Annotated in this window: 26 protein-coding genes; 13 read left to right on the top strand and 13 right to left on the bottom strand. The window is 57.6% G+C overall.

Annotated features, from left to right (window positions below; all coding sequences use genetic code 11):
- The first annotated feature begins 30 nt into the window (after positions 1–30).
- The 4 genes from HALTADL_RS02715 (at position 31) to HALTADL_RS02700 (ending at position 4,723) form a co-directional block, all read left to right on the top strand.
- A complete protein-coding gene (locus HALTADL_RS02715) occupies positions 31–870 on the top strand; it encodes an MBL fold metallo-hydrolase (protein WP_089673791.1) in 840 nt (279 codons plus the stop codon).
- 264 nt (positions 871–1,134) lie between these two features.
- The gene (locus HALTADL_RS02710; protein ID WP_089673790.1) at positions 1,135–1,344 is read left to right on the top strand and encodes a hypothetical protein; all 210 of its coding nucleotides are present in this window, start codon (positions 1,135–1,137) and stop codon (positions 1,342–1,344) included.
- A 304-nt stretch (positions 1,345–1,648) separates the two neighbouring features.
- On the top strand, positions 1,649–3,724 hold the full coding sequence (locus HALTADL_RS02705; RefSeq protein ID WP_089673789.1) for an alanine-zipper protein: 2,076 nt from the start codon (positions 1,649–1,651) through the stop codon (positions 3,722–3,724).
- Between the two features lie 102 nt (positions 3,725–3,826).
- Positions 3,827–4,723: a hypothetical protein gene (locus tag HALTADL_RS02700; protein WP_089673788.1), complete on the top strand. Its 897-nt coding sequence runs from the start codon at positions 3,827–3,829 to the stop codon at positions 4,721–4,723.
- A gap of 45 nt (positions 4,724–4,768) precedes the next feature.
- Here the strand turns inward: HALTADL_RS02700 and HALTADL_RS02695 are convergent, their stop codons facing one another.
- Positions 4,769–5,563 carry a DUF429 domain-containing protein gene (locus tag HALTADL_RS02695; protein ID WP_162551658.1) on the bottom strand — a complete coding sequence of 265 codons (795 nt, stop codon included), beginning with the start codon at positions 5,561–5,563 and terminating at the stop codon, positions 4,769–4,771.
- Positions 5,564–5,668: 105 nt separating this feature from the next.
- Here HALTADL_RS02695 and HALTADL_RS02690 point away from each other — a divergent pair, with 105 nt between their 5' ends.
- The 5 genes from HALTADL_RS02690 (at position 5,669) to HALTADL_RS02670 (ending at position 11,238) form a co-directional block, all read left to right on the top strand.
- Positions 5,669–6,259, top strand: a complete 591-nt coding sequence (locus HALTADL_RS02690) for a flavin reductase family protein (RefSeq protein WP_089673796.1) — start codon at positions 5,669–5,671, stop codon at positions 6,257–6,259.
- Between the two features lie 64 nt (positions 6,260–6,323).
- On the top strand, positions 6,324–7,274 hold the full coding sequence (locus HALTADL_RS02685) for an ABC transporter ATP-binding protein (protein ID WP_089673786.1): 951 nt from the start codon (positions 6,324–6,326) through the stop codon (positions 7,272–7,274).
- 53 nt (positions 7,275–7,327) lie between these two features.
- Positions 7,328–9,220 (top strand): ABC transporter permease family protein, encoded by a 1,893-nt coding sequence (locus tag HALTADL_RS02680; protein WP_177171966.1) that lies wholly within the window; start codon positions 7,328–7,330, stop codon positions 9,218–9,220.
- A complete protein-coding gene (locus HALTADL_RS02675) occupies positions 9,213–10,301 on the top strand; it encodes an ABC transporter permease (protein ID WP_089673784.1) in 1,089 nt (362 codons plus the stop codon). Before HALTADL_RS02680 ends, HALTADL_RS02675 begins: the two co-directional genes overlap by 8 nt.
- A gap of 91 nt (positions 10,302–10,392) precedes the next feature.
- On the top strand, positions 10,393–11,238 hold the full coding sequence (locus HALTADL_RS02670; protein ID WP_089673783.1) for a VOC family protein: 846 nt from the start codon (positions 10,393–10,395) through the stop codon (positions 11,236–11,238).
- Between the two features lie 146 nt (positions 11,239–11,384).
- Here the strand turns inward: HALTADL_RS02670 and HALTADL_RS02665 are convergent, their stop codons facing one another.
- The 5 genes from HALTADL_RS02665 to HALTADL_RS02645 all read right to left on the bottom strand — a co-directional run bounded on the left by HALTADL_RS02665 (position 11,385) and on the right by HALTADL_RS02645 (position 14,236).
- Positions 11,385–12,041 carry a lactate utilization protein gene (locus tag HALTADL_RS02665; protein WP_089673782.1) on the bottom strand — a complete coding sequence of 219 codons (657 nt, stop codon included), beginning with the start codon at positions 12,039–12,041 and terminating at the stop codon, positions 11,385–11,387.
- 136 nt (positions 12,042–12,177) lie between these two features.
- Positions 12,178–13,074 (bottom strand): mechanosensitive ion channel family protein, encoded by an 897-nt coding sequence (locus HALTADL_RS02660; RefSeq protein ID WP_089673781.1) that lies wholly within the window; start codon positions 13,072–13,074, stop codon positions 12,178–12,180.
- A complete protein-coding gene (locus HALTADL_RS02655; RefSeq protein ID WP_089673795.1) occupies positions 13,071–13,316 on the bottom strand; it encodes a YhbY family RNA-binding protein in 246 nt (81 codons plus the stop codon). Before HALTADL_RS02655 ends, HALTADL_RS02660 begins: the two co-directional genes overlap by 4 nt.
- Before the next feature lie 143 nt (positions 13,317–13,459).
- Positions 13,460–13,684, bottom strand: coding sequence for a hypothetical protein (locus tag HALTADL_RS02650; RefSeq protein WP_089673780.1), 225 nt, complete (start codon positions 13,682–13,684; stop codon positions 13,460–13,462).
- Between the two features lie 69 nt (positions 13,685–13,753).
- Complete coding sequence (locus HALTADL_RS02645; RefSeq protein ID WP_089673779.1) at positions 13,754–14,236, bottom strand: hypothetical protein; 483 nt, start codon at positions 14,234–14,236, stop codon at positions 13,754–13,756.
- 570 nt (positions 14,237–14,806) lie between these two features.
- Between HALTADL_RS02645 and HALTADL_RS02640 the strand changes: the two genes are divergently transcribed.
- Both HALTADL_RS02640 and HALTADL_RS17985 read left to right on the top strand, forming a co-directional pair.
- Positions 14,807–15,973, top strand: a complete 1,167-nt coding sequence (locus HALTADL_RS02640) for an ISH3-like element ISHla1 family transposase (RefSeq protein WP_009486633.1) — start codon at positions 14,807–14,809, stop codon at positions 15,971–15,973.
- A gap of 190 nt (positions 15,974–16,163) precedes the next feature.
- Positions 16,164–16,571: a helix-turn-helix domain-containing protein gene (locus HALTADL_RS17985; protein ID WP_089673397.1), complete on the top strand. Its 408-nt coding sequence runs from the start codon at positions 16,164–16,166 to the stop codon at positions 16,569–16,571.
- Positions 16,572–16,920: 349 nt separating this feature from the next.
- Here HALTADL_RS17985 and HALTADL_RS17150 read toward each other — a convergent pair whose 3' ends face one another.
- From HALTADL_RS17150 to HALTADL_RS02605, 7 genes are all read right to left on the bottom strand, one after another.
- Positions 16,921–17,082, bottom strand: coding sequence for a hypothetical protein (locus tag HALTADL_RS17150; RefSeq protein WP_162551657.1), 162 nt, complete (start codon positions 17,080–17,082; stop codon positions 16,921–16,923).
- A 150-nt stretch (positions 17,083–17,232) separates the two neighbouring features.
- Entirely contained in the window at positions 17,233–17,448 is a 216-nt protein-coding gene (locus HALTADL_RS02630) for a hypothetical protein (RefSeq protein ID WP_089673396.1), read from the bottom strand.
- A complete protein-coding gene (locus HALTADL_RS02625) occupies positions 17,448–17,882 on the bottom strand; it encodes a hypothetical protein (RefSeq protein WP_089673395.1) in 435 nt (144 codons plus the stop codon). Before HALTADL_RS02625 ends, HALTADL_RS02630 begins: the two co-directional genes overlap by 1 nt.
- Positions 17,883–18,072: 190 nt before the next feature.
- Positions 18,073–19,218 (bottom strand): Fic family protein, encoded by a 1,146-nt coding sequence (locus HALTADL_RS02620; RefSeq protein ID WP_089673394.1) that lies wholly within the window; start codon positions 19,216–19,218, stop codon positions 18,073–18,075.
- A gap of 921 nt (positions 19,219–20,139) precedes the next feature.
- On the bottom strand, positions 20,140–21,408 hold the full coding sequence (locus tag HALTADL_RS02615; RefSeq protein ID WP_089673393.1) for a PAS domain S-box protein: 1,269 nt from the start codon (positions 21,406–21,408) through the stop codon (positions 20,140–20,142).
- 102 nt (positions 21,409–21,510) lie between these two features.
- A complete protein-coding gene (locus HALTADL_RS17575; RefSeq protein ID WP_245708478.1) occupies positions 21,511–21,954 on the bottom strand; it encodes a hypothetical protein in 444 nt (147 codons plus the stop codon).
- Positions 21,955–21,961: 7 nt separating this feature from the next.
- Positions 21,962–22,513, bottom strand: a complete 552-nt coding sequence (locus HALTADL_RS02605; RefSeq protein WP_089673392.1) for a DUF7342 family protein — start codon at positions 22,511–22,513, stop codon at positions 21,962–21,964.
- A gap of 863 nt (positions 22,514–23,376) precedes the next feature.
- Between HALTADL_RS02605 and HALTADL_RS02600 the strand changes: the two genes are divergently transcribed.
- Complete coding sequence (locus HALTADL_RS02600; RefSeq protein WP_089673391.1) at positions 23,377–23,898, top strand: Lrp/AsnC family transcriptional regulator; 522 nt, start codon at positions 23,377–23,379, stop codon at positions 23,896–23,898.
- Positions 23,899–24,100: 202 nt separating this feature from the next.
- On the top strand, positions 24,101–24,349 hold the full coding sequence (locus tag HALTADL_RS02595; protein WP_089673390.1) for a DUF7344 domain-containing protein: 249 nt from the start codon (positions 24,101–24,103) through the stop codon (positions 24,347–24,349).
- Positions 24,350–24,358 lie beyond the last annotated feature (9 nt).

The following is a 24,358-nucleotide window of genomic DNA, read 5'->3' as shown; positions in this document are numbered from 1 at the left end:
TTTAGGAGTGGTCGGTCCGCATTCTCGGTCATGACAGTAAGCGACTGGGGCGACTGGCTCCCGAAGGCGGTTGCGGATGCCGACCCCGAAACCGTCTCACTCTGGTATTTGGGCTGTAACGGCTTCGTGATCAAAGGCAGCGAAGGCACGACGCTGTGGATCGACCCCTACGTCGGACTGGGCGACCCACCGCGAACCATCCGCATGGTTCCGGTCCCGTTCGACCCCGAAGACGTGACCGAAGACGCGGTCGACGCCGTCCTCGCAACCCACGAACACACCGACCACACTCACGGCCCGAGTCAGGGTCCGATTCTCGAAAACACAGGTGTCGACTTCTACGCGCCCGACGACAGCCTCGCGGTCGCCTTCGACGACGAGGAGTGGCTCGAAACCTACGACGTGAGCGAGGAGCAGTTCACCGAAGTCACCGAGGGCAACAGCCTCGACATCGGCGAGTTCACGATTGACGTCGTCGAGACCGAAGACGCCGACTCGACCCACCCGGTCGGCTACATGATCCAACACGAGTCGGGAACGATTTTCCACGCGGGCGACAGCAAACCGTCGAGCAGCTTTGTCGACCACGGCGAGAACTACGATATCGATCTCGGTATTCTCGCATTCGGCGCGATTGGCAACATTCCCGACAAGGAGACCCGCGAGCCGGTCCGAACCAAGTGGTACGCCACCGAAAACGAGACGATCAAATCCGCCTCGGATCTCCAGCTCGACCGCCTGCTGCCGAGCCACTGGGACATGTGGAAAGGGATGACCGCCGATCCGACCGCGCTCCACCACCACGCACAGTCCTACGAGTACCCACAGCGACTCGACATCGCCGAGATCGGCGACCGCGTCGACCTGTAAGTAGCTGCCATCGGGTGATCGTGTGCTGGCTCCGATACCCATCTAAAACGTTCATGACGAATCTGTCTGTGACGCTGTATTTCAACATTCCAGCAACCTAACTGGACAAATAATTCCTTATATTTGTTTTAGCGAAACATTTTGTAACAAGATTGTATGTTAAGAATATGAACGGTCAATTTAAGTATCATGGCATCGCATACCATGGTGTAGACAAACACGAATCGCAGACAACCATCCTACAGTATGTAGGAGGAACCAACAATGACAACAGATTACCAATTTCCCACGTGGTTTTGGGACCCGGAAACAACAGATGAAGACCGGCACATCTGGATGACACAGGACCGCTGTCGACGACAGGCGATGCGACAGGACACGCCGTATGCCCGAGCGGTCCGCAAGCAGATCGAGCGCGAACAGCGTCGACAAGAAGCCCGGTCGGACACGGTCAACGTGGCGGACTACTGCTAAGTCGGCATCCTATCGACGACAATTTTTATTTGGTCCACAGTAGCCAGCGACAGCCTTCTTCGAGGTCGGACAGGGCGTCGACCTGCATCGAGGCGTGGGAGTTTGTAACAGTGCCATTCTGAGTCACCTCGAACAATCGAACATGAACGGATTGTTCGCGGTTCTACAAAATACAAATTAAATATTTATAGTCAGAGTAAATAAATTTCATATAACCTTCACTCATGTCAGTTGGAGAGTAGTTGACTATCAAACACGAAAACTGGCCCGTACAATTTAAGATGCTGGTGTGAAACACCCTTTTATGAGCCAGGGGTCAAACAGCAACGAGTCTGTGACAGTCTCGAAAGACGGGATCACCGTCGACAAAACTGTCACTGCCGATGAGTTCCCCGTCCCAGCGGTTGTTTTTCTGCTTGAGTCGACGAAATCGGAGCCAACCCACGTGCGGTTGACCGATGAGATCCCCGAATCGTTCCCGATGGAACGAGTCGGGTTCCACCCCGACTTCGAGAGCGACCGCTGGACGGCCTACAAAGATCACCGCGTCGAGTTCGAACGGGATATCGATCCGGGCGAGACAGTCAAAACCGTCTACGGGATTCGAACCGACGACACGAGCGATCTCTCCGAGTTCCTCATCGAGCCGAAACTCAAGGAGCTGTCGCCCCGCGAACAGGAGGAGGCCGCCGACATCGAGGGTGTGCTCGGTCCCGACAACAGCCAACTCGTCCGCGACGTGCTCTCGGGTGACCGAAGCTCGCTGCCGGGCGTCGACGGCGAGGAGCCCGCGGACCCACTCGGTACCGACGCCGACGACCCGCTTGCGGGTGCGACCGGTGGCGCGTCGGCCGAGGCTGATCTCGGCGAACTGGCCCCTGAAATGGAGTCGGAAGACGTCGAACCCGCCGATCCGTCAGCCGTGAATGGCGATGGAGACGGCGCGGCTGTCGACATCGAATCCGCCGATACTGCGGCCGCCGACAGCGAGGAGTCGGCCGTACCTGAGGCCGAACCCGACGCCACCGATGAGGCTGACCCGGCAGTCGACGATGAGGAGATCGACGACCAGCCGGAGACGGACGAGCAGCCCGAAATAGATGACCAGCCGGAGACGGACGAGCAGCCCGAAATAGATGACCAGCCGGAGACGGACGAACAGCCGAAGACGGATGACCAGCCGGAGACGGACGAACAGCCGGAGGCAGACGAGCCGACCACCGTCGACGATACCGAGCCGGACCCAGAAGCCACCACTGAGCCAGTGACAACAAGCCCCCGAGCAGTCAACGACGATCTCGAATCGGCAGTCAGCGCCACAGCAGATGGCGACGACGAGGACTCCTCGTCGGTCGTGGCCGTGGAGGGCGGTATCGCTGCCGTCCTCGCCGCCGAACTCCGAAACGGCAACGTCTCGGAGGAAGACCGCGCGCTGCTGAAAAAAGAACTCGGATCGGGCGTCCCACGGAGCGTCGAGGTCCGACTCAGCCGGGTCCAGTCGCAGGTTGAGGATCTCTCGGCGTACACTGACGCCCTCGAAGAGTTCATCGACGAAAACGGCACCGCAACGGAGATCTTCGGCGACCTGCGGTCGGATGTTGAGGAACTCTCCTCGGAACTCGACGAGATCACCGTCGACCTCGATTCGGCAGCCGCCGAGCGCGCTGATCTCAGCGCGGATCTGGCGACGGTCCGAACCGGCGTCAATACGGTCGAACGTGATCTCGAAGCACTCGACGAGCGGGTGGCCGGCAACGAGGAGTCGGTCGACGACATCAACAGGCGCATCCAAGAGACCGAAAACACAGCCGACGACGCCGCAGCAAGAGTCGACGATCTCGATTCGTCGGTCTCGAAGCTCTCCAGAGACGTCGAGACCGCAACCGAGACCGCCGAGGGTGCCGAATCCACCGCGAGCGAGGCAGCCAACACCGCAGAGACTGCGACCGCAGAGGCCGAGGAGGCCACCGAAGCCGTCGCGGATCTGGATACGGATCTCGACCACGCCTTCGACAACATCAGCGACATCGGCGAGACGGTCGACGACCTCAACGCGAGAGTCGGAGACCTCAATGCCGATATCGGTGGGATGGACGACGACATTGTGGACGTCCAAGACGACATGGAAGCCCTCGACGACTCCATTCGATCTATCAAGCGGCGGCTTCGAGCCGATATCGACGATCTCGAAGAGACGGTCGCAGACGTCGACGAACGGAGCAAAACCGCGGCCGACGCCGGGGAGGTCGACGCACTCACCGACCGCATCGAGGAGCTAGAGGCCGAAATCGAGGCTCTCGAACAGTTCCGCAACCAACTCAGTAGTGCCTTCGGCGGTGTCGGCGGTGGCGGCATGGGCGGCGGCGACGGCGACAACTGAGTTGTCATCGCGACTGTGGCCGCGACCGAAGCCGGGTGTCAGCCACTGACGCACAGCCAGCGAAACGGAATCTGTTTAGGAGGTGGTTCCGACACTCCGGTAATGAGCCGAACGGTTCCGGTGGCGGTTCCCAGGAAGGGTCGACCGCTCGAAGCGGTGCTCGAACGACTCGCAACGGTTGCAGACTGCGAGGCACTGGCTGATTCCGTGAGTTCGACACTCCGCTACGAGAAAGCGATCACCAAAGGCACCACCGAACCCGAGCATGGTCCCTACGAACGACTTGCTGACTACAGCGACCCCACCGACCCCGAAGCCCCCGAGTACACCCTCCTGCGCGATAGCCGCGATGGCTTTCCGCGACGCGTCGTCTTCGACAGCGCGACCGTCGACTGCGGCGACACCAAACTCCAACTGATCGGCCGCGAGGAGCCGTTCCGCGCGCTCCGAACCCACGAGTTCGCTCTCGGCTTCGACAGCGCCGATCTGGTCCTCGAAGAGGTCGTCGAACTCCAACCTGAGGGGTTGGGCTCGCTGGCCGAGATCAACCAGCGGATCAATCCGAAAGACACCGACGTTCGTGTGGTGACTGGCCTCGGCGACACAGTCTACCACACGCTGATGGCGATGCCGGAACTGCTCAACGGCGCAGATCTTGACCGCGCGTTCGTCGACGCCCACACGGGACCGCTCTGTATCTCGCCCCGATACGAACGACTTATTGAAGCGGTCTTGGGCACGGATGTTACCGACGACATCGAGTTCGTCTATCCGAGCGAGGACGCCGAAGAGGAGGCCGCAATCGCCGACAGTGGACTTGGCGTCTATCTGACGATGACGGGTTCGACAGCCCGGGAGTACGGGCTGGTGCTGGGCGAGCATCTGTTCCCCAGCGAGACGGTGCTGATGGAAAACGCCTCGGAGGGCGGCGAGACGGTCGACCAAATTAAGGCCCTGTTGAGCGAGGCCGTCGAAGAGACCGAACTCCGCGTGCAGTAATACCCCACTACTCCTGTCCGGAGGTGTCTCAGGCGTGGCGCTGTCTCACCGCTCAGCAAGCGTGGTGTACTGTGCCCACGAAGGCTCGATTGCTGGAGCGACGATCTGCATCGGTACCCCACGCTTGTCGACCGGCGGCTCTGCCGGCACTGACGCCAGCGGCTGCTGGCCAGCAGCACACAGGATCATCGCGTCGACGATATCATCTCGGGCGACATCCTTCCGATAGTACGCCGCAAGCGCGTCCTCGTAACACGACTGCCAGCCCGCAGTCCACTCAGCAAACACCCCGAACCGCGCCGCACGGCCCCGCTGACTGGATTTCGGCTGGGGAATGGGGTAGCCGTCGTTAAGGGCCGCAAAACAAAGCTCCGGGTGGCTCTCGTAGACGTCGACTGCCGGAGAATCCGCTCGTAGATACGTATCCATCGCCGCAATCTTCGGCGTGATGTTCCATGCCTGCCGCGAGATCCCCGAGTTGAGTTGCTCGCGCTGCATCTCGTTCGCCCGCTCGTAGGTGGCCGCCTCGCCCTCCTGCTGGCGGTATTCGACAACAGCTCGGCAGGGAGCCGGAAACACAGAGGTTCCACGCGCGCCGAGTCGACGCCGAGCGATCCGGTCGCAGTCCCGAGCGGTCGACGATTCGAGCCCAATCGGAATGTCGACGAGCAGACGGTCGGCATCACCGTGGGCCTCAAACAGCGCCGAAATGTCGACGTAGAGGCCACTCTCAAATCCGTGCTCGTCCGGCTCGGTCCAGACTGCGAACCAGCCACCGGCACAGCCGTCGACGCCGACGACCCGACCCGTCGACTCGCCTGCCAGTCGCTGGTCAGTCATCGGCCCCACACAAGATTGTCGTCGGTAGTATCCAGTGACATCGGTGTTATCTAGTGACATCAGTATCCGCGAACTGATATATGGAGTGGACGCCTCGTGTCGGGTGTGACGACTCGCGATGGAACCCCCGACGAGTTCGGCTCTGCCTATCGACTGCTGTCGACCGCCGTTACCCCGCGCCCAATCGGCTGGATCAGCACCACGAGCACCGAGGGCGTCGACAACCTCGCGCCGTACAGCTTTTTTAACGTCGTCGCCGTCGACCCGCCGGTCGTGATGTTCGCGCCGGTCGGCAGTGGCGAGTTAAAAGATACGCCGCGGAACGTCCGGGAGACCGAACAGTTCGTCGTCAACACGGTGACACGGGAGCTGGTCGAGCAGATGAACGCCACGAGCGCGACGCTCGGACCGGGCGAAAGCGAGTTCGATGCGGTTGAGATCGACCGAGCCGACTCCGTGTTGGTCGACCCGCCTCGCGTCGCCGCCGCGAAGGTCGCCTTCGAGTGCGACCTCTACGACTGGATCGAGGTCGGCGGCAGCGTCCTCATTCTCGGCGAGGTCGTCCATGCCCACGTCGACGACAGTGCCCTCACCGAGGGAAAACTCGACATCGAGAAACTCGACACGGTGGGTCGACTGGCCGGAAGTCAGTACGCCTCAACCGCGGATCGGTTCGCGTTCGACCGCCCCGATTGAGTCTGGCTATCAGTCGCTGTATTTCAGGCCGTGCGTTTTTGTACTCATAGACAACAGGTTCGGTATGATACGGGTCTCGGGCTTACGGAAGACCTACGGTGATTTTGCCGCCGTCGTCGACAGCTCCTTCGAAGTCGAAACGGGCGAAATCTTCGGCGTCGTCGGGCCGAACGGGGCTGGAAAGACGACGACGTTAAAAATGCTCGCCGGGCTGATCGAGCCGACGACGGGCAGCGCCGAAGTCGCGGGGTTCGACGCCGAGGACTCGGCGATGCGCCACCGCCTCGGCTTTCTGCCCGAGGAATCGCCCTTATACGAGGATATGACCCCCAAATCATACCTCCGCTTTTTTGCCGATTTATATGATGTGCCACGGTCGACGGCCAACGACCGAATCGCCGAAACCCTCGACCGACTCGAACTGGAGTACCGCGACCGACGCATCGGCGACATGTCGAAAGGGATGAAACGCAAGGTCGCCATCGCCCGCTCGCTGATCAATGATCCTGACGTCCTGATCTACGACGAGCCGGCAAGTGGACTCGATCCCCTCACCACGAACTCGGTGCTCGAATTCACCCGCGAACTCCGGGACGATGACAAGACGGTGATCTTCAGCGCTCACAACCTCTACCACGTCGAGAGCGTCTGCGACCGGATCATTATCATGAACGAGGGGCGGATCGTCGCTCGGGGGACGGTCGACGACATCCGCGCAGAGTACGGCGAGACGACCTACCACGTGTATACGGATATCGATCTCCCCGAAACAGAACCCACGAGCGATGGTCGACGGCGAGCGATAGTCGACACGATGGACGCGGTCGAATCACTGCAGGACGACGCCGAAACTGCGGGTGGCTCGGTCGTCGACATCCGAACCCACGAGCCGAGCCTCGAAGAGCTGTTCTTGGACATCACGGGTCGACAGATGGCCGGAGCACGAACCGCGACCGCCACCGAAACAGAACCACCAGTCGAAGAGCCACCAGTTGAACCGGAGGAGCCACAGTGAGCGTCAGGAGCCGTCTCCGCCAGATCTGGCGTATCGCACGGTGGGAGGTCAGCATGGGGTCGACGAGTCTCGACCGCCAGACAGTGGTGATCGCAGTCGTCCTCCTGCTGTTTGCCGGTGGGGTCGCCGGTGCGGGTCTCGTCTTCGGTCTCGGGGAACTCTCGCCGACCCAAGACATCTATCGTGTCGGCGTTGAGGCCGACAGCCCCTACCATGACGTGGTCGACCGCCACCCCGCACTCGCCCCACGGGAACCCGACCGCGAGAAACTCACAACCGGCGAACTCGATCTCATCGTCTCTCCATCGGGCGGCAGTAACACCGTCTCGCTTGCCGTCGGGGGAGTCAGCGAGGGAGCGGTCGACGTCGGCGCGCTCAGCCCGTCGACGGTGTCTGTCGCCCACGCACCCACTGAAAAGGGAACCGCGGCACTCACCGCCTTCAGATCGGCTGTGCAGGGGTACAACGACCGGCTGATGGCACTCGAATCCAACGCGACTGCCGCCTACCCGGTGAACGTTCGACTCCAGTACAGAACCCAAGAGTCACTCGTCACGGGTGGGCAAAACCGGCGTGTCGACGGTGGCGACAGCACACAGGGGTCGACTGACGACGACAGTGGGAGCACGGATGCCGAAGGGAGTACCGACTCGTCGACCGATGGCGAAGATGGGTCGACCGGCAGCGATGAGGGGTCGACTGGGAGCGACGACCCGAACCGAGACAGTCGACAGGACGATCCCGAGTTGGCTGATGACGACAGATCGCTGCTTGATCGGCTACTCGGCAGCGGCTCCGCAAGCGGCTCACCGGCCGAGATCAGCCCGCCGTTCCCGTTTCAGTCCCTCGTGTTGGCGTTCGTCTTCCTCGTGCCGATGAACTTCATTATCCAAGCCTACGGCGGGACGATCCTCAACGAGCGGATCAACCGCCGCGGTGAACTCCTGTTGGTCGCACCTATCAAGCGACTGGATATCGTCGCCGGCAAAACCCTACCGTATCTCGTGGCGGCAGTCGTCGCCATCAGTGGGGTCAGTTACGGCGTCGACGGGGGTATCCTCTCGGTGGCGGCCGTCCTCCCGGTTGCGCTGGCGTTCCTCGCGTCGACGTTCGTCGGCGCGATGTTCGCCCGCTCGTTTAAGGAACTCACCTTCGTCACCGTCACCGTCTCGGTGGCGCTGACGAGCTACGTCTTCGTCCCGGCGATCTTCACGAACGTCACGCCAATCGCGCTCATCTCGCCGCTCTCGATTGTCGTGATGGAGCTTCAGGGCGAAACGGTCGGTCTCGGAGGGTACATCTTCTCGACTGCACCCTTCTATCTCGGCTCTGCGATCCTCTTTCTGCTCGGGGTCGGCGTCTACCGCGAGGAGGATATGTTCACCCAGAAGCCGGTGCCGCTCAAGTTCCTCGATGCAATCGATGCCCGGCTTCGCGGGCCAAAATCGGTCGCGGTCGCCTCGGCGCTGACGATCCCGTTTGTCTTCATCGCCGAACTGCTGGCGATTGCGGTGCTGTTCGTCATGCCGGTCGACCTCTCGGTGCCGCTGATTCTCGTGGTCATCGCGGCCATCGAGGAAGTCGCCAAAAGTATCCACATCTACGCCGGCTTCGAGAGTGATCGGTTCGGTCGGTCGACGAAGATGGCCCTGCTGTTGGGCGGACTTTCGGGGCTCGGCTTCTTCGTCGGCGAGAAGTTCACCGTCATCGCGCAGGTGGTTGGGCTCCCGGAACTCGTGTTGGGACAGGCAACGCTGACGCCTTCGGGGGTGACACCGTCGGCGACAGCGGTGCTCTTCTTTGCGCCGCTGGTGTTGCACGCCGTGACGGCGGCCATCTCCGCGCTAGGTGCAAAGAAGAATCTGCGGTGGTATCTCCTCGCCATGCTGGTGGCGACGGTGGTTCACGCTGCCTACAACTTCGGGGTGGTGAGCATCTATGGCTGAGCAGGGTCTCGGCCAGCGATTGCGAGCATGGCTCCGCAACCAGCGGCTCACGATTGCCAAACGAGAGCTGTGGGTACTCGGCCGCGAGAAGACCATCATCCTCGCGCTGGTGATCCAGCTGTTCGTCGCTGGCTTCTCGGGATTCCTCGTCGTCGGGCTCGTCTCGCTGTACGATCCGGGAAGCGTCGACGGCTACCAGATCGAGGCCGCCGTGACCGGCGACGCGAGCGAGGAGATGCTGACGGCGCTGGACGAGGAAGATGCGATCAGCGGGACCGCATACAACTCCTCGGCGGCCGCGTTCGAAGCCTTCGACGAGAGGCGGGCACAGGCGGTGTTCGAAACATCGGTCCAGAACGACCGGATCGACGTGGTGTTGACCGCCCCAGAGGGATCAATCGAAACGACGCTTGTGGTCTCCGAGAGCCAAAGCGCCCTCCGGGCGCTCGAACGCCAACAGCGAGTCGACCGGTCGGCGTCGCTCTCAGTGGTCCCGCTCGAACTCCCACCGGACCGCGGCGGCAACCCGTACTTTGATTTCACCTACACCATCCTGCTGCCACTGCTGGTGTTTTTGCCGGTGTTTATCAGTGGCTCTATCGCCGTCGACTCGATCACCGAGGAGGTCGACCGCGGCACCCTTGAGTTGCTTCGGGTCGCGCCGGTCTCGCTGACCCAAATTGTCGACGGCAAAGCCCTCGCCATGATCGCCATCGCCCCGCTGCAGGCGATGACGTGGCTGGCGTTGCTCTCGCTGAACGGCGTGAGTATCGCCAACGGCGGCTGGCTGTTTGGGCTCGTGACCGCCTCGACGGTGATCGTGGTCGCCTTCGCGGTCGCCACCGCGCTGCTGGCGTCGGATCGTCGGTCGGCACAACTGCTGTTTTCGGTCGGTGTGCTGCTACTGTTCGCGGCGGCCTCGTTCCTCCCCAGCGCCCCGGCGAACATGGCGGCACTGCTGGCGATTGGGAGTGCGACCACCACAACGTTCGCGGCTGTCGGTGGCTACGCGCTGGTGGCGGTTATCGCGGCTGTTGGAGTCCGGTGGCTGGCGGGGCAGGTCGACCCCAACGGGTTGTGAATGCGTAGCAATCACAACCGTTAGGAATTCGTAGCCCCCAGCAGTAGCACATGGTCGAACCCGCGCCCCGTCGACCGCTACGGGACCCACAATGACTACCCACACGAATCCGGACGCGCTCCCGCAGGCAACGCATCTTGGACGGACCGCCCTCCGTGTTACCGACGTCGACGAGATGACCGAGTTCTATCGGGATGTTGTCGGACTCAGTGTGCTAAACCACTCCGAGACGCGTTCGGTGCTCGGGAGTGCGGACACACCGCTGCTCGTCTTGGAAGGCGATGAAACCGCCCCCGAACGACACCGCTCGGGTGCGGGGCTTTTCCACAACGCGTTCAGAGTTCCCTCGCGCGAGGCGCTGGGTGATGCGTTGGCCCGAGTGCAGAATCACTGGCAACTCGCCGGCGCATCCGATCACGGCGTCAGTGAGGCGCTGTATCTGACTGACCCGGCGGGCAATGGTATCGAGATCTACCGAGATTACCCGCGTGAGCAGTGGCCTCGCAGCGACGACGGGACGATTCAGATGGGTACCTACCGCCTCGATCTTGACCCGGTGAAAGCCGCAGCCACGGGCCAGTCGACGGTCCCTGCTGGGACGGATGTCGGACACGTCCATCTCGAAGTCTCCTCGCTTGCTGCGTTCAGCGAGTTCTACGTGGATCTCATCGGCTTTGAGCTGCAAGCGTCGATGCCCGAGGCACGCTTCGTCTCGGCCGGTGGCTATCACCACCATCTCGGCGCAAACACGTGGAATCAGCGCTCGGGGCCAGTCGACGGCAGCGGGTTGTCGTGGTTCGAACTGGTAGTTCCCGACACAGCATCCCTCGCGGAGATCCGAGACCGAACGGCGGACAGTGGGTATCCGGTAACTGAGACGGACGAGGGGTTCTCGGTCAGCGGGCCGGACGAGATCGAGGTACGGTTCCGCGTCTGAATGGTTTCGGCCCCGTTCAGCACGCGCTTCTCACACCACGATTTCCAGATTGAATAGTCGGTGTGCAACTCGGTGCTATCGCATATCCGTGGTGGACCAGACGGTGTGCTGGAACGTAGAAAACAGCTCGCCAAGACGTGGGCGAGTTAGTACCCTAACTGCTCGCGGACCAGTACAACTGTCGTTCGGCCCTCGTCGAGTTCCTGTCGGAAGATGAGTTGTTTGGCGATCTCCGACTCAACTCCGTAGGCCTCTTTCGCTCGTTCGTTTTCGAGCGGATAGGCCACCGATTCGAGCCGATCAAGCGCATCCGAAAGCGTCGACACGATCTTGTTCGCGCCACTGACAATGACGACGTTGCTCGCAGCGAACGGATAGGCACCGATCCGACTGCCGGAGCGGTCGGCCGCCACGAGTTCGCCAGTCTGGGCGATGGCGTTGATCCCGCCGAGGAAGTAGTCAGCAGTCTGGGACTGTCGACGAGCGGCTTGACGCTCTGCGTCATCGTCAATACCCCAGATTTCGTCGGCCAGACTCTCCCATCCGTGGTCGGCCTCCGAGAGATACTCGACGAAGCCAATCTCTTCGAGCGTCGTCGAGTGACCGTTCATCACCGAGACGCCGTCGGGGATCTGCGACTGTACTGCCTCAAGGGCTTCTGTGGACGAGTCGGCAACGACAACCTCGAAGCCGTTGGCCCGCAGGTTTTCGACGGTCGCGTCGAGCGTCTCGTCGTCCGGCAGTTCGTCGAGCGTTGTGTCGATTTCGGTATCAGCCGCGTAGGTGGATTTCTCTTGGGACATCGGTGACTGTACTGTATGTAGCACCAAGACCATGTTAAGCGCTCGCTGACACCGATGTCACGTGGTTACACTAGCGTTACTGGGTCAGCAATCCGTGTTCGGACCGATCACGTCGACCCGAAACGCGTCTCTGCGATTACTCCGAGGCGTCGACGATTTCTGGCGGGGCGGCCATCTCGATGTCGCCGGAGAGTTCCCGCTGTGGGTACGGGATGTCGATGCCCGCCTCGTCGAACCGCTGTTTGACAGCCTTGACGTACTCGGCGCGGGTCCGCACGAAGTCCGACCGCTTCGGCTGGCTGATCCAGATCCGCGACTTGAGACCGACAGACGAGTCGGCTAACTCGGTCAACCGAACCGATGGCGCTGGGTCGTCGAGAACATCGGGATGGTTTTCGGCCTCCGCAATAATGATTTCTGTGGCCCTGTCGATGTCGTCATCGTAGCCGATCCCGAACAGGAATTGGAGTCGGAGTTTCTCGCCGTCGACGGGGTTTTTCACCACGTCCTCGGTGAGCGTCGAGTTCGGCACTGTCAGCAGTTCGTTGTCGAACGTCCGCACGCGAGTGACCCGAAAACTGATGTCTTCGACGACACCGGAGTACTCTTCCCACTCGATCCAGTCGCCGATCTTGAACGGCTTGTCGGTGAAGATGAAGACGCCAGCAACGAAGTTCTTGAGCACGTCCTGCATCGCAAAGCCGACCGCGAGTGTGGCTGCGGCTGCAATCGTCGCCAGCGAGGTGAGAAAGTTGCCGAAACCGGCCAGCCCGAAGGCAACCGAGACGGCGAGAAACACCATGACGATGTGGGCGATCTTTTTGAGCGGTCGCCTGGCGTGTGTTTCGAGACCACGGCTGGTCAGCATGCGACCGAACAGTGGTAACAGGATGAGTTTGCCGACCGCATACACTAGCAACAATGAGATGACGAACGTCAGTGCCGCCCCGATTGTACCACCCGCTGGAACGCCAACGTTTGTCAGCAGATCACCGAGCGGCGTCCCCGCTCCCGATGGCGCTGTGGCAGTCATGTAAGAACGGCTGTGTTACCCCGCGTTTCGACCAGTTCGGCGTTCACCATCTCAGCCAGTTCTTCGGCCAGCTCGTCGGTCTCTTGGCTCCCGCGGGCCGCTCGCAGGAACTTGACTTTCACCAGTTTGCGACTCTGGAGCTGGTCGTGAAGCTCATCTATTACTGAGTTGATACCGCTCTTGCCGACCCAGACGGTGACGTCGAGATCGTGGGCCTCCTTGCGGAGCTCGTGGTCTACCATATGGCCCATAGAGGCAGTCGACGGGTTTCAAGCGTTCGACTCACTGACGGCAAACTGCGGCTCAGCAATACACCCCACATATCGGCGTCTGGGACCCTCAGTGTGGGATAATCATTGGCTCACACTGCAGGAAGGACGGAGCGCTACGAGTCGACAGCGGGCTCGGTTGGCGGCGGACTCACGTATTTGAAATAGCCGAACAGACAGACGACGAGAGCGAAATAGTAGATGATTTGGGGCCACGCAGCCGGTGCGCGAGCCCAGACCATCGAGATAATCGCGAAAATCAGCCCCGACATGAACAGGTCCTCGATGAGGTGCGTCTCGTACTGTTGAATGCGGCCGAACAGCGATTTCGGTCGGCTCATGGCGACAGCTCCCAACTCAGTAGCGAATACGACATCTATGCATAATTGTTCTGTAGCACTGATAAATAACTACGTGTCGACAACAGCCTTGATGCCGTCGTCGGTCGACTGTGGCTCGCCGCGATAGAGGACCACGAGGAGACCAGCCAACAGGAGTTCGAGCAGCTTCGAGACCATGTCGAGTGGGCTGGCCAACAGATGCTCGGCGACGAGACTGACCGTCGACTGGTCGTGGGTGATCGGTGCGGGGGCCCACGGCCAAAAGAAGCCGCCGTGGCCCGAGTAGGCGTGCCACGCAACGTACCCCCCGAGGTAGACGATCATCAGCCCGAGCCCAGCGAGATAGATCGGCTTGGGGTTCCGGCCGTCGAGAATCTGGGCGATGCCGAACAGGATCGCCACGCCGGAGCCGATAAACAGCAGTGGCCGTGGGTCCGGCACCATTCCGGCCTGTATCTGTGTCAATAGCCGTGGAAACGCCCAGTAGAGATGAATCGCGGCCACCGCAACCGCGAGGGCTCCTGCAGCATACCGGAGTCCAGCCCGTGTCATGACTGACGATAGTGAGTCGACGCTACTGAGCGTTTCGAAGGGGCGATTCTCTGTGTGGGTCGCGTACTCGCAAAACCGAGGAGTTCCATACCGTAGAGCACCTACCGATAGTGGGTACCGGTTCAGTGATGAACTGAGATAACAGCTACTCTTGGAGTTGCCCGTGGTCGTCGGCTTCGTACTCCCAGCCTTGGGCTTCGACGAATTCCACTACGTCTTCGAATGCTTCGTCGACGAGGAGTGCAGTGTCGTCACGTCTCTCCTGGTTGAATTCGTCTTCCAGTAAGTGAATCTGCAGATAACGGTATTTTAGGAACCACTGTTGAGAGACGCAACTCTGCGAGAATCAAGTATCAATATTCGAATAGTGGTGTAATTCACATGCAAAATCGAAGGCGCACGTCGGTCAAAAACCAGTAGTTCGACACCCTTATTCATGTCATTGGTAGATTATTTGTATGGGTATCCCCGCATCACGACGCCGATACCTCCAGTTCGTCGGAGGAGCCGGAGTAGCCAGTCTCAGTACTTCACAAAGCCGCTTAGTTAGAACGTCTGCTTGCTGAAGGTGTGTCTAAAACCAAACAAGCAGACGGTGAGATCCACGAGGACCAGCTTCTTAACTTTCTCGTCAACCGCCTTGACGAGGAAGTTTCGCTCTCGTTAGCCAATAACGCTGAAATCACTGCTGAAGACATCTATGAGGTCCTCGTCGGCGCTTGCGCCGACGGGACCTCTGTCTCTACGCTCTGTGCGTCGAGCCAGAACTCACCCGCTGGGAACACGGTCCTCTACCATCTTCGGACGAAGTTCGAGCCGGAACGGCTCGAACGAGTCGCTAACACGCTCCTGCGAAAGGATCTCGATGAATTGCTCCCCGAACAGGTGGAGGTCTGCGCAGACCTCCACCTGCGGCCCTACTACGGTGACGAAGACGACACAGACGGCCTCTATCACTCGGTAGCGAAGCGTGGAACCACTGCGTTCCACGCCTATGCCACACTCTACGCGCGTGTGAAGAACAAACGCTACACGCTGGCGGTACGCCGTCTCAAAGACGGCGATACCGCAAGTAGTGTCCTCGCTGAGTTCTTCGGTGTCCTCGACGGCCTTGACGCCGGGGTCAAGGCCGTCTACCTTGATCGCGGATTCTACGACAGTAAGTGTCTCACGCTGCTTCAGGCGCACAATTACGCGTACGTGATCCCGATCATCCGGTGGGGTGAGGCGATTCAGCAAGAGCTCTCGGAAGGATGGAGTCGCGTCATTCAGCATGATCTGACGGGGAAACTCGACGGTCACAGCTGGACCGTCGATTTTCCCGTCTACATCGACTGTACGTACCTAAATGGGAAGTATGACGAGAACGGTGTGGCGCGTCACGGCTACGCCGCTGACGCGCCGTTCATCGACTCACCACGGGACGCTCGATACCACTACTCGAAACGCTTCGGTATCGAGTCAAGCTATCGCTTGTTTGAGCAAGCGATAGCGACAACGACAACACGAGATCCAACGGTACGGCTGCTGTACGTGGTGGTGAGTCTCCTCTTACAGAACGTCTGGCGGTACCTTCACTACGAGTATGTGGCGACGCCCCGCCGAGGCGGGCGTCGCCTCTGGTGGTGGCCGTACAAGGAGTTCGTCAATATGATTCGACGAGCTGCGTGGACGGCCCTCGCGGTGCGTCGGGCCGTCCCCGCGAATCGGCCACCTGACGACCGATTCCACCGCTAACCACCGACCGAGCAAGCCAGCGGAGTGAGTGGCGACGCTGTCGCGTCGGCGGCTGACCGCCGCCGACAGCGACAGCTCTCCGTCGATCCGTCCGTAATTCTCTCGTCGAGACCGTCAGTACAACCGCTTCGACACAGAACTCAGGCCGCAGAAACAGCTAGCCGAGGATGCTTTGTGAGGTACTGATTATATGATAAAGTGGGCTGACAGCGTCGTGGATCAAATAGCTAGTTACACCAACCAAGGAGCATCGATTCTGAGTGCGACAGGAACTCGTGAAGGGTGGCGGCTTCGCTTTCGATTTGCAAATCGCGACCATTTCGAATCCTTCGTTGAAGCCCTGAACGAACGGAACCAATCATACTCTCTATTGGAACTAATAGAACCAGACAAACCTCGCCTATCAGTGGGAAGTTTGACACCCCGACAGCGAGAAGCCCTTGTAGCAGCGTGGGAGCATGGCTACTATAACATTCCACGAGAGACTTCGGGCGAGGAAATCGCAGCAGAACTCGATATATCTCACCAAACGCTCTCCGAGTTACTTCGACGTGGGACGGAGAAGCTCATTAAGTCGCAATTGGTGACAACCGGATAATCCTGCCCCAGTTTCCGTGAGAACATTCGCTCCCCTATTTAAAAGCCAGAATGAGCAGGGGCGGAAGTCATGCCGTTAGAGTACCCGAGTTAGTTTGGGAGTCCCCCATCCCGTTAGGTGATTACTCCCCCAAAATCACCAATCGCCCTCCTTCCACAAATCAGAGTGCCAAATGCCCCCACATTGGGCACTCTTTGATAGAGAAACCACTCCGCTAGTGCCCCTGTTTCTCTATCAAATGATGGCTTAGCTTGAAAAGATAAAAATAGTTGTTTCAGATTTTTCCCTGATCGAATATTTCTGCATATTAACTTAGATTAATCACGGCTATGTGCTGGCCAGCAGCCGATCACATCGACATCACCGGAAGCTTCTGTCGACGGATCTCTTCGCTAGTCGTAAGGTTCCCGTCGACGATATCCTCGTCCTGGATGGTCTGGTCGCTCGGGTTCTCGCTCGGCGAGTTCTGCGTCCGTCGGCCGCTTTGACGACTCCCGGCTCGGGGGCTCATACTGCTCCCACCTCTGGGCCTCCTGGGAGTCATATCGGCAGGCAATCGAGCAGTACTCAGCACGGAATGACGGCGTCGGGTGCCCACACTCGGGACAGTGACCGTTCGGGTGACCACAGGCTCGTCGGTCAGTGAGATCGAATGGTCCCATCACAGACCACCCTCGAAGACAGGAAGCTGGTGGATCGCGCCGATACCATGACCGCGGCGGGTGAGTTCCGAGCGGATCTTATCCCAATCGGTGATGTTCGCAAAACCGAGCAGTTGGCGACCAATCTTGACTTCGCGGTGAAGGTGAGCGCGGTGTTCGGTCCGAACGTCGTAGACTAACGTGCCGCCGTCGACGAGGTCGTATTCTCGGAACATTAGCGCTCCAACTCTCGAAGCGGCCTCACACGGAAGGTATCTAGCTCCTCAACCGACTCCTGGATACCTCGCTTCGTCCCGACCGTTTCACGCGATAGTCGATTGATTAACTCGCGGCGCACACGCCGCCTACTGAGCAGCGTATTGTGGCTACCCAGTCGGTCATCAGAATATCGCTTCTGGAATCTCTCGCCCGAATCGTCGACGGCGAAGAACTGCGTTCGCTTCGTACCCCAGATCTCCGATGAGACGTATTCGGCAGCCACTGGTTCATGGGTGAGCTCAACGAGGACACACTCGACGAAAGAAATAATCGAGATCGGGCTCCGATCGTTGGGCACAGTGAGTTCGAGATTGGCCCACGGTGGATCGGTCGTATAGTCGGTCTGTTTCGGATTCAGTTGATACTGCTGTAGATTGTATTCAGTCGACATAGTTTGTAGTTCAGAAGGCGTTTTTGTGCGCCCTCACCCCCTCAGGGGGCGATAAAATGCTGAGTCGTATACAAGCACAAACACGGATAGCTCGGTATGCCGACCGAAGCCACTAGGGTGGATTCGGTTATTGGAGTTGACGAAGGTCACCAGTCTCGACCATCTCGCCACAGTTGGGGCACACTGAGTGTTACTCCAGAATTTCGAACACCTCGACTGCTTTGTATTCCTTCCCGCGTTCTTTACCGGTCACTTCCTCAATGAGGCCATCCGATTCGAGGTCATCGACGACCTTGTAGGCAGTCCGGCGTGAGACGTCGAGATACTCCACGAGGTCTAGTGCCGTGAAATACGGATACTGGAGTAACTGCCGAGCAAATGTGTCCGTATTCGTGCTGCCGGGGTACTCCTTCTCGTAGCGCTCTTGGAGATCTCGGAGTCGGTGAGTCCGGTCGTACGACGTCTCAGCTTGACTTCTGAGTCCTTCGAGGAAGAACGTGAGCCACTCATTCCATGCCCCTTTCTCGCTCACCGCACGCATCCGCTCGACGTACTCGACTTTGTGACGATTGAAGTACGCACTCGGGTAGATGTATGGACTTTCGAGGTACCCTTCGCTCGCCAAATACAGAATAATGAGTAATCGACCGAGTCGACCGTTCCCATCCGAGAAGGGGTGGACTGTCTCGAAGAAATAGTGAATGATGGCGGCATCGACGAGGGGATGGTACTGTCCACCCATCTGGATGTACGACTCAAGTGAGGCCATGAGTCCAGTGAGTCCCTCCGGAGTCGGTGGGACGAACGGACGCTGTCCTGACTCTGGACTCGTGAGATGAACCATATGGTCACGGAAGTCACCGACAACGTCACCCTCGTTTCGGACATCCTCAAGCAGCATCGAATGGAGTTCATTGAGAAGCGAGAGTGTTATCGACGCTCCGCTCTCGATTCTGTCGAGTCCGTATGTGAGTGCAGTCTCGTAATTGAGGGCCTCTTTCAGGTCTTTCTCAATTGTCGCACTAGCCCCGCCTTCGGGATGCTTTGTGTGGTATGATTCGACGTCTTGATATGCGACATCTGCTCCTTCGATACGCGCTGACTCGACGGCCTCGATACGTATGAGAGAGGTATACAGAACAGCTGAGAAGTCGACTGTCGAGCTGATGCCGTCGACACGACCGATTTGATACGCTGCATCGGCCACCAGATCGTTTGTCTGTTCGGAGAGTTCGAGCTTCGGCTCTACTGGGAGCGGATCCGGTGAATAGTATGGATTCGGATGATAGGAGACATACTTTCCCGGTGCACTATCGGGGAGCTCTTTCGGGGGCATTTCAGTGATACCACTATCTGCTTCTATTGGTATAGTTGTTTTTATAGTGAGTATACGTAGAGGCTGTGCGAGCGCTATCGTAGAAGATCAAGCGCGAATAGTATACATGCGAACACCGGCACGGCCCCTATGTATAGTATATTTATAAACGAGTATACTAAAGTCGAGGATTTCAGGGCTACTGTGTCACGGTCATCAACGCAGCATCTTAACCAACAAAATAGAGCCCACCCAGCAAACGTTGGTTAACGCAGCTTCGATTAGAGCTACGATTCGTGGACTGTACTGAGAAAGAAGAGATCTGGATCGTCGAAAGTAATTTTATAGAATGCTTTAATTAGTCTCGAAGCTTGGCAACGGATCGGCCAACCTCTCGGACGTGCTCACTTCGCTCGAGATCCAGTTCCTTTGCGAGGTAGTCGACAGTCTCTTCGAGATTCATACTGATAGACAGTCCACCAAGCAGTATAAATTTGCTATTGAGCAGCCAACCAAACAGATTCCAGACTAGTCAGTCGCAAGCAGAACGAGGCAGTCCCCACACCAAATCAGTGTTCAAAACACCCCACGAATTGTAGCTCCGCTAATTATAGTTCAAACTATAATAGTTGAGACTATAATCTTGGAACTCCACTCGAATCAGCTATCTCATATACTCAAACCCCCAAACGGATACTGATACAGCAAGACGGCCGTTCCCCCCAGAATGGCCGGTTGCTGGATTATCAGTCTGCCCGGTTTCAATACGACTGCTGCATTCCCCCATACAGCAGTCTGAGTGGAACTCAATCCACGTTTGTATTCAAGACGGCTAAGAATATAACGAGCGAAGCTGACTAGTCAGTGTGTGGCTTTCCCGGATGCTTTGAATAATTTTTCGAAGACCGCATGTTCGGCTTTGCGGAGGTGGCGATTATATGTTTACCGGGTGATTCCCAAGCGATCTGCTAACTCGTTGCCGGAGCTTGTCCGTGGGGTCTCAAAGTAGCCGCCATAGTAGGCTATCTGTACGGCCGTGAGCTGCTTTTCGGTCAGAACATCCTCGATGATATTGTACAAGAGCCGCGGCGAGTAGTCGAGTTCGTGAGACACTAGTTCAATATCCGAATGCACACGCCGAATCTCTCCAAGCGCAGTTCGCAGATCAAGATCTCCCGGTATTTTTCCAGTACACACAGGTTGACCATCCGACTGTGTTTTGATCAGAGAGATCATTTTCCCTCCGAGTTGGTCAAAGACCAACGGTATACTCAAGCCATCTACATGAACTTCTAGGCGACAGCCTTCGTCAGTCGACTGGAGTAATTTCGTATCAAGGACAGTGGGATCTTGGGCGAACACTTCGTATACTGTTTTTGTTGGAATGCCAGTTGCGGTGAGGTACTCAAGTGCGGTCCCATTAGGGAGTCTCACAACCTCATCGATATCGATCTGGAACTCGGAATCAGCAACGGCCACGAACGGCTCGAAAAGCTGTTCTGAAGAAAGTTCGATCAGTCGTGTCTCTTCGCTCGTCAATTTCTCTTCGCGGTCTTTCAGCGCTGTCGCATCTTCAATGCCGACAACAACATAGTCGACATCTCCACTCTCGGTAACTACGGGTGCTGAGTTACTCGACAACCATCGTTCAGTCCCATCTGGGAGTTCGATCCCGTGTTCGAATCCATACACAGCCTGTCTCGTTTTCAAAACTCGGGTGATTGGGTGTTCATCCACAGGTACTGGCGTTCCATCGTCGTAATAGATGTTCCATTCTGGTTGTTTGTAGGTCCGGCTCGTGATCTCACTCCGTTCGAGGCCTAACATTTCCTCAGCACGTTCGTTCGCAAATTCGATCGTACCAGAAGGGGCGACAACGACGATACTCACTGGGCTGGCCTCTAGAATCTGCTTGATTAGCGTATGTTCATCTAGACCACGAACAACTCCACCAGTGCTGTCGGATTCAGTACGTCGATGAGCCAGATCATTCACTTCCGGTGGTCGCCACCAAACCCGTGTGTGCTCGCCAATCGGTTTGGACTTCAACAGGCCTTGACTGCCCAGAGAATCCAATGTGGCCTGCACTACAGATAGCTCACATCCCACGGCACTGGCAACCTCTTCCGTAGTGAGAGGCTCTGTAGGATTACTCACCGTATCGAAGGCCTTGAAAATCGCTTGCGTATCGAATTGGCCCGAACGATCCATTATTTACTCTAGGTGTGTACGCAAATAGACGTTGTTGACTATTTTCTTGGTAGTCGGACTTCGGGTTCGCTAAATAGAGAAAAGTGGGGCTACCCACCGGACTCAGTAGTCGACTGTTTTTTCGAGTTCCTCGGGGAGTCGGTCGAGACATATCTCAAAGAAACTCAGCGGTGCTTCAACCTCAATCTCTCCTGGATCATGGACTGATTCGTCGGTCGTTTCGAGTTGGAAGTGCGTTGTTCCAAGATCCGAGTGATCATCGTCTTTGTGCCAGCCAAGACTGACACGATCATCTGCCCAGTGCACACGCTGGACGTCAGTACCCTCACGCGGTCGCCAGAGTATCTCAAGTGTTGCGTCTGTCCGTGGAAATGAGTCACTAAGGAAGATCTCAATGTCGACATCAGCAATAACGTTCCGAGGACGGATTCGAGACGGTTCATATCGAACGCTTTTGAATCCAGGAACGTTCTCCATTCGTTCTTTGAGTCGACGAAGACCCTCACGCCGGGTGAATCCCCGGCCACCTGCGAGAAAAATCACCATCTAGTGACTACCCTTCCTGCGGGAGTGTTGTCGACGAACTACCAGACAGCGAGTCAGTACCGAGTGTCGACAGCGAACTTTTGAGACTGATTGCAAGCTGAATTGATTCGCGTATTTCGACGTTGTATTCCCACTCTTCGATTACCTCTAAGCGCTCATGGCGATCCTCGCCAGTAAGGTCCTCACTACCGATACTTTTGCGCAGCTCGGCGAGTGAGTCGACCCCGAATCTCTCTTTCCATCCATCGATTTCCTCCCCGATCGCGTTGAGCTCCTGGGTGAGTTCGTCGAGTGTGTGTTCTTCGGCCAGCTGTCGAACCTCTCGAAGCAACTGGGTGACGCTATCTGGCTTGTAGCACATCCCTTCGGCTGTTTCAGTGACTTCGAGTTCGCCGCGGTCGACCATCCGGGTGAGGTACTTCACAGCCGTATCGCGTGAGACGTCTGCTTCGGTGGCGATCCATCCTGCATTCTGTGGCTCCGTCTGAGTCAGCACAACGTGGCGGACGCGTTCTGCTGCATCCGCTCCAGGAGGCCAACTCGGTTCTTTCTCACTCATGAGTAGAATCTTCGTCACCAGTACACTAATAATTTCGTACTAGCATGGAATATTTGGTATTAGCTCTCAACCGAGTTGAGGGGCTGAGTAGTAATCAATACTATTGACCAACACCTTTTCACCCATCAGTAGGAGACAAATCACAAAACAAATTGGGCTGTTATCGTCTGAGTGTTCTCTGATACATCATCCGTATGTCTTAATCTCCTGATGGCCTTTCGGCCGGAGAGAGCCAGCGGCGTTTGCACCGTTGTACCCTAGCCTTCCTTTGGACGATTCTGGAGGTGCAAAGTGATCTGATACGGGCTTAGATTTAGCAAGAGGTCCGTCGGGCAGTTCTCAGCCGTTATTGATGTCCTCGACGAACTGCAAGACACGGTTCTCTGGGATAATTGTGCTTGACGGGGTAGTTAGAGTCCTGAATTCGAGGGAATTGGTGTCATATATTGGGCGAAATCCAACGACAGCGAATTACAGCAGTTGACGGTATTTCGTTGCAACTCGTGGCTAATTTCCCCATTTCAGACGAAGACAGATAATACAAGGCCTGAAAAGCACATGACGAGAGTTCTGACCTCTTCGAACCATACCTTTCATAAAATATAGTAATTATGGCAGATTTCTCACGGATGACGAAACGTGACGACTAATCGATCGGCGTAAAACGACAGCCAGTCCTCCTCAGGATATTCATTCGAGAAGAAACTTCTGCGTCAGGAAACAACGGATTCGATCCATTCCCAGTATCGAAGCCGGCAGACCTACCATCTACTAAGGACTTCAACAGAGCCGACGGACTGCTTCAATCTATACCAGTGAAGGGTCCATGCGGACTTTTCAGTCGACCCGTCCAAGGATACCGTATGGACGATCTCCAAATCGACGACGTGGACCGGAGCATCTTGCACCAACTCCAGCTCAACGCTCGCCAGACCGATACGGAGATCGCCGAGAAAGTGGATGTGACCTCCACGACGGTCCGGAATCGCCTCGACAAACTCGAAGACGGGGGCGTCATCCGGGGCTATTACCCCGATATCAACTACGAGCAAGCGGGCTACCCCCTCCACGTCATGTTCGTTTGCACCATCAATCCGAATAATCTGGATTCACTGGCCGAACAAATCCTCGACGTTCGCGGTGTGGTGACCACCCGGGATTTGCTTGGTGGCGAACGGAATGTCCACGTCGAGGTCGTCGCTGGCACGGTCAGGGAGATCGAAGAGATCCGCAACGAACTAGCGGATTTGGGCATGATGATCAACAGTTCTGAGATCATATCCGAGACGGAGGTCCAGTCATGGGACCACTTCTATCCACGGCCGGGTCCCGACGCGGACCAGGACGACGACACTGACGACGCGTCGGTCACTGATCAAGGATAGCCGGGAGATCAATTGAAATTTTCAAATTTAATGGCGTCTATCAGCCCTCATCTCACATTCAGATTTCAATATATCCACTAAAAACCGGATTAGTTTGGATTTTACAAATGTGACGGTTATATGGATAAAAGAGTTTATTCGTGTGGGAATTCTTGCCACGGTATGGCCCAATCAACCGAGGCGGTAACCAATACTTTCAGTATTGGCAGACCCCGTTCGTCGGTACGTCCTGTACTACTTCGACGAGCAGGAGACTCCAGTCTCCTTCGACCGCCTCGCCACGCGGGTTGCCGCCTGGCACACCGACAGCGACCCGTACATCGTCGACGACGCCACCCTCACCGAGATCCGCACGGCCCTGTCTGCGAGAGAACGTACATCAACAAAGCGATGGACGCCTGCTCGAAGTGTGGAGGATCAGTCGCCCAAATCCCGACCGAGCGTGAATTAGCCGTCTCAA

Source organism: Halohasta litchfieldiae, assembly GCF_002788215.1.
GTDB lineage: Archaea > Halobacteriota > Halobacteria > Halobacteriales > Haloferacaceae > Halohasta > Halohasta litchfieldiae.
The sequence above is the reverse complement of the archived record's forward strand: the minus strand, read 5'-3'. Positions and strand labels throughout refer to the sequence as shown.

Coding starts and splice junctions, on each gene's coding strand:
- HALTADL_RS02715 (WP_089673791.1), top strand. CDS start 31: ATGACAGTAAGCGACTGGGGCGACTGGCTCCCGAAGGCGGTTGCGGAT.
- HALTADL_RS02710 (WP_089673790.1), top strand. CDS start 1,135: ATGACAACAGATTACCAATTTCCCACGTGGTTTTGGGACCCGGAAACA.
- HALTADL_RS02705 (WP_089673789.1), top strand. CDS start 1,649: ATGAGCCAGGGGTCAAACAGCAACGAGTCTGTGACAGTCTCGAAAGAC.
- HALTADL_RS02700 (WP_089673788.1), top strand. CDS start 3,827: ATGAGCCGAACGGTTCCGGTGGCGGTTCCCAGGAAGGGTCGACCGCTC.
- HALTADL_RS02695 (WP_162551658.1), bottom strand. CDS start 5,563: ATGACTGACCAGCGACTGGCAGGCGAGTCGACGGGTCGGGTCGTCGGC.
- HALTADL_RS02685 (WP_089673786.1), top strand. CDS start 6,324: ATGATACGGGTCTCGGGCTTACGGAAGACCTACGGTGATTTTGCCGCC.
- HALTADL_RS02680 (WP_177171966.1), top strand. CDS start 7,328: ATGGGGTCGACGAGTCTCGACCGCCAGACAGTGGTGATCGCAGTCGTC.
- HALTADL_RS02675 (WP_089673784.1), top strand. CDS start 9,213: ATGGCTGAGCAGGGTCTCGGCCAGCGATTGCGAGCATGGCTCCGCAAC.
- HALTADL_RS02670 (WP_089673783.1), top strand. CDS start 10,393: ATGACTACCCACACGAATCCGGACGCGCTCCCGCAGGCAACGCATCTT.
- HALTADL_RS02665 (WP_089673782.1), bottom strand. CDS start 12,041: ATGTCCCAAGAGAAATCCACCTACGCGGCTGATACCGAAATCGACACA.
- HALTADL_RS02660 (WP_089673781.1), bottom strand. CDS start 13,074: ATGACTGCCACAGCGCCATCGGGAGCGGGGACGCCGCTCGGTGATCTG.
- HALTADL_RS02655 (WP_089673795.1), bottom strand. CDS start 13,316: ATGGTAGACCACGAGCTCCGCAAGGAGGCCCACGATCTCGACGTCACC.
- HALTADL_RS02650 (WP_089673780.1), bottom strand. CDS start 13,684: ATGAGCCGACCGAAATCGCTGTTCGGCCGCATTCAACAGTACGAGACG.
- HALTADL_RS02645 (WP_089673779.1), bottom strand. CDS start 14,236: ATGACACGGGCTGGACTCCGGTATGCTGCAGGAGCCCTCGCGGTTGCG.
- HALTADL_RS17985 (WP_089673397.1), top strand. CDS start 16,164: ATGATAAAGTGGGCTGACAGCGTCGTGGATCAAATAGCTAGTTACACC.
- HALTADL_RS17150 (WP_162551657.1), bottom strand. CDS start 17,082: ATGAGCCCCCGAGCCGGGAGTCGTCAAAGCGGCCGACGGACGCAGAAC.
- HALTADL_RS02630 (WP_089673396.1), bottom strand. CDS start 17,448: ATGTTCCGAGAATACGACCTCGTCGACGGCGGCACGTTAGTCTACGAC.
- HALTADL_RS02625 (WP_089673395.1), bottom strand. CDS start 17,882: ATGTCGACTGAATACAATCTACAGCAGTATCAACTGAATCCGAAACAG.
- HALTADL_RS02620 (WP_089673394.1), bottom strand. CDS start 19,218: ATGCCCCCGAAAGAGCTCCCCGATAGTGCACCGGGAAAGTATGTCTCC.
- HALTADL_RS02615 (WP_089673393.1), bottom strand. CDS start 21,408: ATGGATCGTTCGGGCCAATTCGATACGCAAGCGATTTTCAAGGCCTTC.
- HALTADL_RS17575 (WP_245708478.1), bottom strand. CDS start 21,954: ATGGTGATTTTTCTCGCAGGTGGCCGGGGATTCACCCGGCGTGAGGGT.
- HALTADL_RS02605 (WP_089673392.1), bottom strand. CDS start 22,513: ATGAGTGAGAAAGAACCGAGTTGGCCTCCTGGAGCGGATGCAGCAGAA.
- HALTADL_RS02600 (WP_089673391.1), top strand. CDS start 23,377: ATGGACGATCTCCAAATCGACGACGTGGACCGGAGCATCTTGCACCAA.